At 50.9% G+C, this 12,461-nt stretch carries 13 protein-coding genes; 10 read left to right on the forward strand and 3 right to left on the reverse strand.

Features of this window, described 5'->3' with window-relative positions; translation table 11 throughout:
- Window positions 1-167 precede the first annotated feature (167 nt).
- The 3 genes from ACU70B_RS13175 to ACU70B_RS13185 all read left to right on the forward strand — a co-directional run bounded on the left by ACU70B_RS13175 (window position 168) and on the right by ACU70B_RS13185 (window position 3,522).
- On the forward strand, window positions 168-797 hold the full coding sequence (locus ACU70B_RS13175) for a TetR/AcrR family transcriptional regulator (protein WP_447183978.1): 630 nt from the start codon (window positions 168-170) through the stop codon (window positions 795-797).
- Between the two features lie 72 nt (window positions 798-869).
- Window positions 870-1,970, forward strand: a complete 1,101-nt coding sequence (locus ACU70B_RS13180) for an HlyD family secretion protein (protein ID WP_447183979.1) — start codon at window positions 870-872, stop codon at window positions 1,968-1,970.
- A 13-nt stretch (window positions 1,971-1,983) separates the two neighbouring features.
- On the forward strand, window positions 1,984-3,522 hold the full coding sequence (locus tag ACU70B_RS13185; protein WP_447183980.1) for a DHA2 family efflux MFS transporter permease subunit: 1,539 nt from the start codon (window positions 1,984-1,986) through the stop codon (window positions 3,520-3,522).
- 84 nt (window positions 3,523-3,606) lie between these two features.
- On the opposite strand, the gene prxU is transcribed toward ACU70B_RS13185, so the two are convergent.
- On the reverse strand, window positions 3,607-4,200 hold the full coding sequence (prxU, locus tag ACU70B_RS13190) for a thioredoxin-dependent peroxiredoxin (protein ID WP_447183981.1): 594 nt from the start codon (window positions 4,198-4,200) through the stop codon (window positions 3,607-3,609).
- Window positions 4,201-4,613: 413 nt separating this feature from the next.
- On the opposite strand from prxU, the gene ACU70B_RS13195 reads away from it, so the two are divergent.
- From ACU70B_RS13195 to ACU70B_RS13210, 4 genes are read left to right on the forward strand one after another with little or no spacing between them, the layout of a single operon-like run.
- Complete coding sequence (locus ACU70B_RS13195; RefSeq protein ID WP_447183982.1) at window positions 4,614-5,753, forward strand: DUF3798 domain-containing protein; 1,140 nt, start codon at window positions 4,614-4,616, stop codon at window positions 5,751-5,753.
- Between the two features lie 37 nt (window positions 5,754-5,790).
- Window positions 5,791-7,365 carry a sugar ABC transporter ATP-binding protein gene (locus tag ACU70B_RS13200; protein WP_447183983.1) on the forward strand — a complete coding sequence of 525 codons (1,575 nt, stop codon included), beginning with the start codon at window positions 5,791-5,793 and terminating at the stop codon, window positions 7,363-7,365.
- Window positions 7,356-8,393, forward strand: coding sequence for an ABC transporter permease subunit (locus ACU70B_RS13205; RefSeq protein WP_447183984.1), 1,038 nt, complete (start codon window positions 7,356-7,358; stop codon window positions 8,391-8,393). The genes ACU70B_RS13200 and ACU70B_RS13205 overlap by 10 nt, the downstream gene beginning before the upstream one ends.
- Window positions 8,380-9,435 (forward strand): ABC transporter permease subunit, encoded by a 1,056-nt coding sequence (locus ACU70B_RS13210; protein ID WP_447183985.1) that lies wholly within the window; start codon window positions 8,380-8,382, stop codon window positions 9,433-9,435. Before ACU70B_RS13205 ends, ACU70B_RS13210 begins: the two co-directional genes overlap by 14 nt.
- Window positions 9,436-9,466: 31 nt before the next feature.
- Here the strand turns inward: ACU70B_RS13210 and ACU70B_RS13215 are convergent, their stop codons facing one another.
- Window positions 9,467-9,832 (reverse strand): hypothetical protein, encoded by a 366-nt coding sequence (locus ACU70B_RS13215; protein WP_447183986.1) that lies wholly within the window; start codon window positions 9,830-9,832, stop codon window positions 9,467-9,469.
- A 206-nt stretch (window positions 9,833-10,038) separates the two neighbouring features.
- Between ACU70B_RS13215 and ACU70B_RS13220 the strand changes: the two genes are divergently transcribed.
- Window positions 10,039-10,254 carry a hypothetical protein gene (locus ACU70B_RS13220; protein ID WP_447183987.1) on the forward strand — a complete coding sequence of 72 codons (216 nt, stop codon included), beginning with the start codon at window positions 10,039-10,041 and terminating at the stop codon, window positions 10,252-10,254.
- A 77-nt stretch (window positions 10,255-10,331) separates the two neighbouring features.
- The gene (locus ACU70B_RS13225; protein WP_447183988.1) at window positions 10,332-10,610 is read left to right on the forward strand and encodes a Spo0E family sporulation regulatory protein-aspartic acid phosphatase; all 279 of its coding nucleotides are present in this window, start codon (window positions 10,332-10,334) and stop codon (window positions 10,608-10,610) included.
- A 229-nt stretch (window positions 10,611-10,839) separates the two neighbouring features.
- Here the strand turns inward: ACU70B_RS13225 and ACU70B_RS13230 are convergent, their stop codons facing one another.
- On the reverse strand, window positions 10,840-11,574 hold the full coding sequence (locus ACU70B_RS13230) for an endonuclease/exonuclease/phosphatase family protein (RefSeq protein WP_447183989.1): 735 nt from the start codon (window positions 11,572-11,574) through the stop codon (window positions 10,840-10,842).
- 78 nt (window positions 11,575-11,652) lie between these two features.
- Between ACU70B_RS13230 and ACU70B_RS13235 the strand changes: the two genes are divergently transcribed.
- On the forward strand, window positions 11,653-12,441 hold the full coding sequence (locus ACU70B_RS13235) for an enoyl-CoA hydratase/isomerase family protein (protein WP_447183990.1): 789 nt from the start codon (window positions 11,653-11,655) through the stop codon (window positions 12,439-12,441).
- Window positions 12,442-12,461 lie beyond the last annotated feature (20 nt).

Genomic DNA, 12,461 nt, shown 5'->3' on the forward strand with positions numbered 1-12,461 from the left:
TTGGCTATATGATAGATTAAAATAGCTGCTATGCCCTGCCTGATTTGGCAGTATTTTGGTGATTCTGCTCATTTCTGATTAAAAACCAGATAAGCAGTTTTAATATTGTAATTTAAGTATTATACTAATACTTATAAGTCATTTTTTTGAACTTTGGAGGTCCGATTATGAAGTTGTCTCGTAAAGAGATTGAAAAGAATTTTAAAAAGGATTTCGTCGGCAATGCAGCCTACGAGCTTTTTGCCCACCATTCCTTTGACCGGGTCAGTATGGACGAAATAGCCCGGAAAGCCGAGTTTGGCAAGGGCACCCTCTATAAGCTGTTCAGCGGCAAGGAGGAGATTCTGGTTTATATCATCTGCCGGGGCATAGACCAGCTTTGCAGTGATTTACAGGAACAATGCATGGGTTGCAGAGATTCTTTCCAAGCTCTGGAACACTTGATAGAACTGGAGTATGACTTCTATACCGATTACAGCAATCTGGTGCTGGCTCTGCTCTTTCGCCAGAGCGACGGTGATCTTAATAACGCCTTTTTAAACCAGATTAGAGAGAAGCACCAGCACCGCAACCAACTGGTGGCGAAGATAATCGACAAGGCCAGGGATAGCGGTTTGTTGTTCCGGGTAGAAAACCGGGAGTTTATCCGCGCCTTGGAAAGCATGATGAAAGGTCTGATGATTAACCATATCGAAAGCCAGTCAATGAGCAATGACCGGGAATTTGACCTGACGTTGATTAAAGCCCTGCTGTGGGAAGGATTAATTGAGCCATGCCGCCTGCCGGATAAGGGGTAATTTTTTAATCAGGGAGCGGAGCGTATTACTTAATGAAAGACTGCTAATCAGGATGCAAGGGGAGGTATTTACATGGAAGAGGATAAGCCGGTCGCAGATATAACCCAGGATGCACCAAAAAAACGCAAGTTTATGGTGATAATGCTTCTCGTCTGCCTGGCGGCTGCCGGAGCAGGGTTTTACTGGTGGCACCTGCTGCAAACCACTATAAGCACCGATAACGCCAAAGTAACCACTGATATTAGTGACATCAGCTTCCGGGTGGGGGGACGGCTGGATGCGCTGCTGGTAGATGAGGGCGATCAGGTTAAAAAAGGCCAGGTGCTGGCCCGCCTGGACAATGAGCAGTACCGCATCGCCACGGAACAGGCCCGGGCTGCTCTGGATACAGCTCAGGCCAATTATGCGCGTCTACCCTATGACCTGCAGTCCAAATCTATCCTGGTGGAAAAAGCCCGTGACCAGGTGGCCATCGCCGCTACCGCAGTCAAGACCGCAGAAATCTCCCGGGAAGACGCACAGCGGATTCTGAGCAAAAATGAGGAACTTTTTAAAAACGGAGCCATTGCTGAAGAAACCCTCAATGCCTCGCGTTCCAATTATCAAAAAGCGGAAACGGCACTGCAAAGCGCACGTCTAAGCCTGCAGTCCTCCCAGACCGGCCTGCGGGACAGCGAGCAGCAGCAGGCTGCTGCAGGTAAAACCCAGGAACCGGTTATGCTGGCCGGAATCCGCCAGGCTCAGGCCGCTTATGAGGCTGCCGCTTTTAATTACCACAATTCGGTACTGCAAGCCCCGCTTACCGGTCTGGTAGTGCGCACCGCGGCCCAGCCCGGTGAAACCCTTTCCCCCGGGCAGACAGTGCTTTCCCTGGCCCGCCCCGGCAATATCTGGGTCACCGCCAATATTGAAGAGAAAAAAATCAGCCGCTTGCAAAAGGGACAGCGGGTGGAAATTCGTATCGACGCCTATCCCGGAAAAGTCTTTACCGGCAAGGTTAAAACCGTAGGGGAAGTTTCCCAGAGCACTTTCGCACTTTTCTCCGGGGAAAACGCCTCCGGCAACTTTACCAAGGTCAGCCAGCGGATTCCGGTTAAAATAAGCGTTAACAGCCAGGGGCTGGTCTTAAAACCCGGTACCTCAGCCGTAGTCAAGATTTACACCGCAGATTAAAGGAGTATCTCCTATGGATAAAGCAGCAGTCGGAACGGGGGCGGAGGAAAAGCTTAATTTTTCTGTCCTTACCGTCATAGTAATCGGTACCTTTATGGCCATACTGGACGGTACCATAGTCAATGTCAGCCTGCCCAAAATGATCAGCGTTTTCAACTCATCTCCGGCCCAGGCCCAATGGATAGTAACCGCTTACATGCTCACTCTGGGCATCATCATGCCGGTTTCCGGCTACCTGGGAGACCGTTTCGGCTACAAGCGCATTTATTTTGCCGCCCTCTCCCTCTTTGTCATAGGTTCGTTTTTGTGCGGTATAGCCTGGAGTGTCAACAGCCTGATCGTCTTTCGGGTCTTTCAGGCACTGGGGGGAGGCATTATGCAGCCCCTGGGCATGGCCATCCTCTATCAGAACTATCCCCGGGAAAGGATGGGAATGGTACTGGGCGTCTGGGGAATCGCCGTTATGGCCGCACCGGCAGTGGGGCCTACCCTGGGGGGCTACCTGGTAGATTATATCTCCTGGCGTTTCATTTTCTACGTTAATGTACCGGTAGGCATATTAAACCTCTTCCTGGCCGCTGCCCGTTTAAAAGAGACTCCCCTGATAAAAGGACATAGTTTTGACTTTATCGGCATCTTAACCTCCACTGTCGGCTTCTTCTGTCTGTTATTGGCGCTCAGTCAGGGCAATAAATACGGCTGGACCTCTCCTTACATAGTGTTCCTGCTTTTCCTGTCCGCCTTTTCCCTGACCATATTTATATATAATGAGCTGCACCATGATGAACCCGTATTGGATTTGCGGCTGTTTAAGAATTACATCTTCGCTATTGCCATCGTTGTAGGTTCGCTTATTTCCATCGGCATGTATGCCGTAATATTTCTTATGCCTCTGCTTTTGCAGAGCATACTGGGGCAAACCGCCATGCGCACCGGCCTTATTCTCTTCCCGGCCGCTCTGGCCTCCGGTGCGGTTATGCCTTTCAGCGGGAGGCTTTTCGACCGCTACGGAGCGCGGGCGCTGGTAACCGGAGGACTGGCGATTCTGGTAGTAACCACCTACATGCTGCACAATTTTAATGCCCTGACTCCCTTTGCCGTTATGATTTTCTGGCTGGTCATTCGCGGCTTCGGTATGGGGTTCTGCTTCATGCCCTCCACCACCGCCGGTATGAATACCGTCCCCCCGCATCTGGTAGGCCGGGCCTCGGCCCTTAATAACGTTATCCGCCAGGTCGCCTCGGCCTTCGGTATCGCCATGTTCGCCGCCATCCTGCAAAACCGCCAGGCCGTGTATCTGGTTAACCTGGCCCCGGCTATCAATCTGAACAGCAATGAGTTCCTGCACCTGCAGGCGGAGATGCAGTCCCTGGCTATCGGCCTGGGCATGCCGCTTCAGTCCGTACCAGCCCTGACCGGCAACATGATCGTCCGTCAGGCGGTTAAGGAATCCATGGTCACGGCTATGGGCGACTGCTTCCTGGTCGCCACCGCCATGTGCGTCATCGCCTTGATTTTAGCCTGTTTCTTTAAAGGCCGCCAAGCAAAATAAGCCAAGCTGGTGCTGTCGCCTTTAAGCAGGTACAGGCATCAATACTAAATAAGGGGCCCTTGACGAGCCCCTTACATTTTGTTTCTATTCTTTAGGCGGCTGCCAGGCTTCCCATACCCGGCCTGCCAGTGCCGTTGAAGGCTTTAGGGTTTGTCCTCCCGGATGCCATCCGGATGGCATCACTTCACCAGTGGTCCGGTTATGCTGGAAAGCCTTTATCTGCCTCTTAAGCTCTCCCGGATTTCTTCCGACTGGCGGAGCTAAAATTTCTGCCGCCTGAATTATGCCGTCGGGGTCTATCAGGAAGCGGCCGCGGATATCTACTCCTGCTTGCTCATCGTATACGCCATATAAGGTCCCAATCTTTCCTCCCCGGTCACTGAGCATGGGGAAGGGAATCCCTCCATCCACCATTTTACTGAGCTCGGTTTCATTCCATACCTTGTGGGAAAAGGGGCTGTCAACACTCATTGCCAGAACCTCAACCTCAAGTTGCTTGAGTTCGTCATAGCCAACTGCTATGTGTGACAGTTCGGTCGGTCAAACGAAGGTGAAGTCTCCGGGATAAAAGCAAAGCACTACCCACTTGCCTTTATAATCAGATAAACTTGCCTTTTTGATTTTGCCCTGGTGAAATGCTTCGGCAGTAAAATCAGGAGCCTGCCTCGTGACTAACATACACATACCTCCCTTGCTGCCAGCCTGATTAAGCCAGCTATTTATTATGCTTATATTAACACAGGTGAAGAACCAAAAATCCGCCCCCCGGTCGGGTATAAACGCAGGCAGGTATAATAATTAGCGAAAGTAATGAATCCACAACGGCTAATATATTGATTGCCGTCTGTTTTCAACAGCCAAAAGATTTTTGTCAATACCTCTCCAAGAGCTGGGAAATTCTTTTTTTTGCAGTTAATTGGCCGTAATAACGGAGAAATATATTCAATAATATTATTTAATACTATTAATGCTATAATATAATACTAGCAGCACCATCTGACATTGTGCTTTTTCAAAAAAGCATCCGGGAAGGGGGCCATGGTTAACAGTTTTGCGGGAAAAAACTTCTTAATCGGGGAGGAGAGATAGTTTTGGAAAAAAGGATATCCATGTTTTTAATATCCGTGATGCTTATATTAAGCTTGACCGGCTGCAGTTCGGGTACCAAATCAACCGGCGGTAAATCAGGCCCAACTGCGGAGTACAGGATAGGGATGGTCACCCCGACACTTTCAGCCAGTGAAGATGAGTTTCGCGGCGCCCAAAGGACCATGGAAAAATACCCCGGTATGATAAAGCATATTGTATTACCGGAGAATTTCTCCGCCGAGCAGGAAACTGCTGTTTCCCAGATTACCAGCCTGGGTAATGACAAAGATATTAAGGCGGTTATAATCTGTGCCGGTTATTCCGGAATCCTGCCTGCTATTCAAAAGCTAAAGGAAAACCGGCCGGATTTGATTGTTATAACTGCCCCCATATGGGATGACCCCGACATGATGGCAAAGTATATAGACCTCTGCCTGGATACCGATTGGCTGGCCCGGGGTGAAAGTATCCCCGCCAAAGCTCACAAGATGGGGGCCAAAACCTTTATCCACTATTCATTTCCCACCCACATGGCCAAAGAACTATTGGCCAGCCGCAGGGACAAGATGAAGGAAACCAGCGAAAAACTGGGAATGACCTTTGTCGACATCAGCACCCCGGACCCGCAGACCGGTGCCGGCCCCAGCCCCATGCTGCAGTTCCTGCAGGAAGATATCCCCCGTCAAATCGCCAAATACGGCAAAGACACCTGTATTTTTGGAAGCAATTGCCCCATGCAGGATGTTATCATTGCCCAGGCCCTCAAGTTGGGGTTCATCATGGCTGAACAATGCTGCCCCACTCCCACCCAGGGTTTTCCCGCCGCTATGGGGCTGGAAATCAGCGGCAATGATGCCGGTAACTTTGATAAGATTAACCAGATGATAAAGGATAAGGCTGCTGCCGCCGGTGTCTCCGGACGCCTATCCACCTGGCCGGTTCCGGTAGGGGTCTTCTTCCCCGAGTTTTCGGTAGAGATTGCCCGGGCCATGATAGCCGGTGATATGGATAAAGACCATATCGATGTGGAAAAGCTTAAGACCGTGGCCCATGAGGTAGCCGGGGTAAATGTCGCCTTTAACCAGATGAAACCTGAACTCAAAAATTACTACCTGATCATCATGGATTCTATCATCTATTAAACCAGCGCGCACAAACATAAGGCGGTTCTACCTTGCTATGTTGAAACTGCACAATATCACTAAATTATATAATGATTACCCGGTATTAAAAGCGGTCAATTTGGAAGTACAGACGGGAGAAATCCATGGCCTGGTAGGCGAAAACGGGGCCGGGAAAAGCACCCTTTTGCATATTATTATGGGCGCAGCCAGTATCCACAAGTCGGGCGGATTCCAGGGTGAAGTCCGGCTGGACGGCCGCAGGGTCGATATTACTTGCCCCACCGATGCCATAAATCTGGGTATAGGGATGGTTCACCAGGAGTTTGCCCTGTTCCCGTCCCTGACCGTAGCCGAAAATATTTTTCCCGGGAGAGAAGCGGTATTCCCGGTAGCCCGTAAACTTAAGGGCTCAGCCCTGGCCTTGATTGACTGGCGGCGCACCCATGCCCGGGCCGAGCAGATTCTGCAGCGCCTGGGCATGAATATCGACAGCAGGCTAAAGGTCGGAGAGCTTTCGGTTAACAGCCGCCAGTTCATAGAGCTGGCACGGGAAATAAGCAAGGAATCTCTGCGGGTATTAATCCTGGACGAACCTACGGCCGCCCTGGGAACGGATGATGCTGCCCGCCTGCTCCAGGCCGTTGAGGAAATGTCCCAAAGAGGTACCTGCGTGATTTTCGTGTCCCATCGTCTCGAGGAGGTCATGAATATCTGCCACCGTATATCGGTGCTCCGTGACGGTGAGATCGTGGCTCGTTACGAACCAGAAAACTACAGGGTTGCCGATATTGCGGCGAGCATTGTGGGGCGGGTGGTTAGCCCGGTAAAAACCGGGGGACGGCATATCACCCCCCACCCTCTCCTGGGTTGCCGGGATTTCAGCGTATCCATGCCGGGTGAACCGTTACACAACTTGAATCTGGATATATACCAGGGTGAAATCCTGGGTCTGGCAGGTTTATCGGGTAATGGCAAACTGGCCTTCGGTAACGGCTTGATGGGGTTGTACCCGGCTTCCGGCTGTCTGCAGTTTGACGGCCAGCCGCTTGACCCGGCCCTGACCCACGAGGTTATTGCCCGGGGGATTTCTTTTTTATCGGAAGAAAGGCGCGAAACCGGTTTGCTCCTGCAGCATTCGGTTATGGATAATATAATCTTTACCGCTCTGCAAACCGGAAAACGGTTTCTGGTTCACAAATTCTGTTCGGCCTTAAGCCGGGTAAACCGGAAAGAAGCCCGGGCCTATGCTGAGGAAATGACAGAAGTATTAGATATTCGCTGCCGCAGTATTTTTCAACCAGCAGGCTGGCTGAGCGGGGGGAATCAGCAAAAGGTATGCCTGGCCCGGGCCCTGGCGCTGGAACCGAAACTGCTGCTGGTGGCTGAACCCACCCGGGGTATAGATATTGGCGCCAAAGAACTGATACTGGAATATCTGTTAACCGTAAACCGGGAACTGGGCACCACCATAGTCATAGCATCCAGCGAGCTGGGTGAATTAAAGCGGATCTGTGACCGCATTCTGGTTTTATATGAAGGCAGGGCCGAAGCCATTTTATCACCCAGTTCCAGTGATTTGGACTTTGCTCTGGCCTTTTCCGGGGAGTGGAGTAAATCGTCATGTTGTTAAATCGCCCGACTTTCCCCCAGCTAATCATAATCCTGTTTTTAGCCCTGCTGGTGGTTCTGGCTATCTATGCCGATATCCCGGTTACCGGGTTGCTGAGTGACTCCATGGTTCGGCTGGCTATGAACGGCATACTGGTATTATCCCTTTTACCCATGCTGAAAGCCGGGGTAGGTATCAACTATGGCCTTCCGGTCGGTATCGAAGCCGGTCTAATCGGAATGTGCCTGGCCGTTAATTACCGTTTCTCCGGATTCGGCGGATTTTGTGCAGCCCTCCTGGCAGCCTCATTAACTGCTATTGTTTTCGGTTATCTCTATGCCCTCATTCTAAACCGGGTGCGGGGGCGGGAGGAAGTTGCCGGGGTATTTATCGGTTTCTCGGTAGTAATGGTAATGAATTTCTTCTGGGCGACCGCCCCTTTCCGCAATCCGGCTATGCTCTGGCCCATCGGCGGACAGGGCATGCGGCCCACCATTGGCCTTACCGCTTACTTTGCCCGTATTTTAAATGGTATGGGAGTTATTCACTGGGGACCAATGGTTATACCATTTGGGTTTCTGGCCTGCTTCATTCTGATAGCCCTGCTGCTGGGCTACTTTTTTAAAACCAGAACCGGACTGGCTCTTGCCGCCGTGGGCGAAAACGAAAAATTCTGCGCCCTTAACGGCATCCGGGTCAACCGTATCCGCAGCCTGGCCATTATTATGTCTACGGTCCTGGCCGCCCTGGGTATATGTTTTTACGCCCAGAGTTATGGCTTTATCGAGCTTTATGAAGCGCCGTTGATGATGGCCTTCCCTGCCGCTTCCGCAGTCCTGCTGGGAGGCAGCCTGAGCGGGCGCGCTTCCATTGCCCAGGCTATTATCGGCACCTTCCTTTTTCACGCCGTTTATGTTTTTACCGGTCCCATTGCCAATAACCTGCTGATTCCCGAAGTATCAGAGATCATGCGGGTAATCATCGCCAACGGTATAATCCTTTATGCTCTGCTTTACCAGGGGGAAAGGAGGAGCCATGCGCAGGATTAACCCCATGCCCCTGATCTTTCTTTGCCTGGCCATTACCGGCTGGTATTGCTCCGGGATGAGCGGCGTATTTGTGATTAATGAAACCATCACCCGCTTTATTCGTGACGGGGTACTGGTTCTGGCCCTGCTGGTTCCCATCACTGCCGGTATGGGCATTAATTTTGCCATTAGTATCGGAGCTATCAGCGCCCAAATAGGCATACTTGCTGTCATCATACTGCAGATCCCCGGTATGCCCGGGCTGCTGCTGGGCAGCCTGATGGCTTTAATTATCGCCATCCTGCTTGGCTATTTGCTGGGCCGGATACTCAACCGGGTCAAAGGTAAAGAGATGATTACCACTATTATCATCGGCTTCCTGGCTAACGGCCTCTACCAGTTGATATTCCTGCTGGGGTACGGAACCCTGATCAAACCGATTAATCAGGAAATATTGCTCTCCCGCGGCATCGGTATCCGCAATATGGTAGACCTCATTGCCTTTCGCAATCTGATGGAGCAAATATGGCTCTGCTCGATCGGCAGTATAAAACTACCCTGGTTTATGATTTGTCTGGTCCTCTTTCTCTGTCTGACAGTGGCCTGTTTTATGAATACCCGTACCGGTCAGAAGTTCCGGCTGGTGGGTGAAGATATGGCTAAAGCGGCTGCTCTGGGAATAGATGTGGATGCCGTTAGAATTCAGGCCATGATGGTGTCGACCGTGCTGGCCTGCCTGGGGCAGATCCTATTTTTACAGAACATGGGCATGCTGAATGTTTATACCGCCCACCGGCAAAGCGATATCTTCGCCGCTGCCGCTCTGCTGGCCGGTGGGGCCAGCATCAAGCAGGCCCGGGTGCGGCATGTGATTCTGGGAATCTTCCTTTTCCATTCGTTATTTATTGTTTCGCCCCAGGCTGGTCAGAACCTGTTTGGCAATGCAGCTCTGGGCGAATACTTCCGCAGTTTTATAGCCTATGGCACCATAGCCCTGGCCCTGGTTCTAAACCAAAATAGAGCAGGCTCTACTGTTCGTCCTCCTTTTCCAGTTGACCGGTAGAACGGACCTCTTGCAGCATCAGCATCTGGTTTTAACCTTCCTTTTTCCTGATTCGAGCCATTGATTTGCCCAATGAGCTGATAAAATCCAAAGCTTCTTCCGGTGAAATATCGTATCGAGCTGCTTCCTCGATTACCCTTTCCCATTGTTGATGCTGTTCAGACCCGGAGAAATGATTATGGTCGCTATCGGTTCCACCCGGCAAAAGGTCAAGATATCCCGCTGCGGCCAGCAGATCCTGAACCCCAACACCGTTGAAAGCTGCGTCGGCCAGCTTTTTAATAATCACTGCGCTGGGGGCGTTTTCCACCATAGCGCGCAGCAGTCGCGATATGTAGCCCGGGTCCACTCCGGAATCACTTCCATATCTGTTAATAGATCTATCACCTTTTGCCATATTAAGTAAACCAGCAAATTGCTCCTTGTCGAAATCCAGTTCTAATTCCCCCTAAAATCTTTCTATAATTCTACCCCATATATTGCCTGCAGACAATTTGCTCTGAGCGATTTGTGTTAAAAAGTGCCATAAATGGTTGACTGTTGTCTGCAGGCATGATAAACTTGATTAAATATTGTCAGTAAACAAAATTGGGGCTGGTGATTATGAGGGCAAACTGTTCTGCTTTACAGCAGCTGGCAGAAACCAAGAACTGGACTATTCCCGAACTGGCTCGCCATTTGGGAGTTGACTATTCCTATTTGTTTCGAATTATGCGAGGTGAAAAACAAGGCGGAGCCAAGTTATGGAGTGGAATCTATTCCTTATGTAAGCAGGAAGGACTGGCAGTAGAAGATTATCTTTTCATGGATGATAAGTAATCCTGCCGCTGGCGTTTCCAGTTTATTAAGGCTTGTGAAGGCTTTTAGGTTTAAGCGTGAGGGGAGAATGTGGGAGAATGGTATCATCACCGGCGAAAGCAGAACAAATAAGTCCTTGGGAAGACGATATCAACAAAATCAATCAAATCTTGGCTGAAATAATTAAGGAGCAGAAAAGCCTTTGGCCAGACTACACCGCAATCATAAACCTGGTGGAGTCACTGCGTGAACGCCTGGAAAACCTCGTGACCCTGAAAGAAAGCTTTACCGACCCTGAGGTTCTGGCAGCCAGCCAGGCCCTGGACGAGGCTCTTAATGAGTTATACCGAATTTATTTCGTGAATTATAAGAAATAGGATGGTAAATGTAATATCCGTTTATCCGGCAAGAACTCATACCCCGGTTTGCCCCGATTAAGCCTGGGTAGGCCCCGGCTGGACAGGTTATCGGCCGCTTTCCGGTTTCCTCGCCGACTTGCCTGAATACTGTTCGTTTCGTGCCGAGCTATAAGAGGATACAATCAGAACAGGTTGTTGGCCTTCCGATGCCGGTTAACTCCGTCAACCCGAATAACTATTTGCCCTTTCAGGCAAATAACTTGCAGGTAGCCTTGACTATAACCGGCAAGTGGTCGGAGGCCAGGGTATGAGGAATTATCCGGTAGTCGTCTATTTGCCAGCGGCGGTTTAGAAATATGTAATCTATGCGGCTGCGGGGCTGGTCGGCTGGAAAGGTGAACCGGTATTCCCCGGAATTGGCCTGAAAAGAATCCAGCAAACAGCCCTTGAGCAAGCTTATTTCTGCAGACTCAGGCCGGGAGTTGAAATCCCCGCCCAGCACAACCGGCCCGTTTACAGCCTGCAGCCGGGGCAAGACCACCTCTTCCAGGTGGTGACAGCGTTCGGCTGACTTCAATCCCAGATGAAGATTAAAGCAGGTAAAATTATATTGAGGGGTTTTTATCCTTACCTCCAGACAGCAGCGTTGGTCGTCCTCACCTGGGAGAACGTGATTCTTTATGCTGCGGATAGGATAGCGGGACAGAATGGCATTGCCGTAAGATCCTGGCCGATAGCGCTTCACCGCTCCATAGGCATAATCCATATTGAGCTGCCGAGCCAGCTCTCTGGCCTGGCAGCTCATGCGGGTGGCCGGACGCCGGTAATCCACTTCCTGCAGCAGCGCTATATCCGGACTAAGCACTGCCAGAACATAAGCCGCGCGCTCCAAATCTAAATGCCCGTCTATCCCCCGCCCATGCTGGATATTATAAGTAACGGCAGAAATACTGGTTCCCGTCTTTATCTTCTTGACCCCCAAAAAGGTTTTTGCCCGGTCTTTATTGAAATTATATTGCAGGATTTAACCTTTATTCTTGTCAGTTAGGAGTTGAGCGACTTGCAGTTTGAAACCCTGCTCTTGGAGAAGAAAGAGCATGTTGCTATTTTGACCCTTGACCAGCCCCGGATCATAAACGCCATGACACCGCAAATGGCGGTGGAATTCGCCGCAGCTGCCGCCATAGTGCAGAAAGACCCTGATGTCAGGGTACTGATCGTAGCCGGGCAGGGAAAATCCTTTTGTTCGGGAGGAGATTTGCAGGACACTTTTGAGATGTTTAATAAACCCCCGGCTCAGGCCCAGCCTACGGTGATCAATTTTTACAAGTCTTTCCTCTCTCTGTCCAGCCTTGAAATCCCCACGATTGCTGTTATAAAGGGACATACCATCGGGGCCGGCCTGTGTCTGGCCATGGCTTGCGATATGCGCATAGCCAGCAGTGATACCAGAATGTCCATGTCATTTATAAAAATCGGCATTCATCCGGGAATGGGCGGAACCTATACCCTGCCCCGGCTGGTGGGAACAGCCAAGGCCCTGGAACTCTGCCTGCTGGGAGAGCCCATCGGCGCCGATGAAGCTCTGCGCATCGGTCTCCTTAACCATGTAGTTGCCCCGGAAAAGCTGCAGGATTTTTCTCTGGACTTTGCCCGCCGCATCGCCCATAATCCGCCAATTGCCGCCCGCCTGATCAAGCGCTCCATTTACCGCAACCTGGACGCCGACCTGGACAGCGCCCTGGCCCTCGAATCCTTCTCCCAGATGTTATGCGCTTCCACCGCGGATATGAAAGAAGGGGTAGCCGCAGCCCGGGAAAAAAGGCCCCCGGTTTTTAAAGGCTGCTGAATCAAAACAGGGGAGTGCCA

The organism is Syntrophomonas curvata (genome assembly GCF_052976825.1).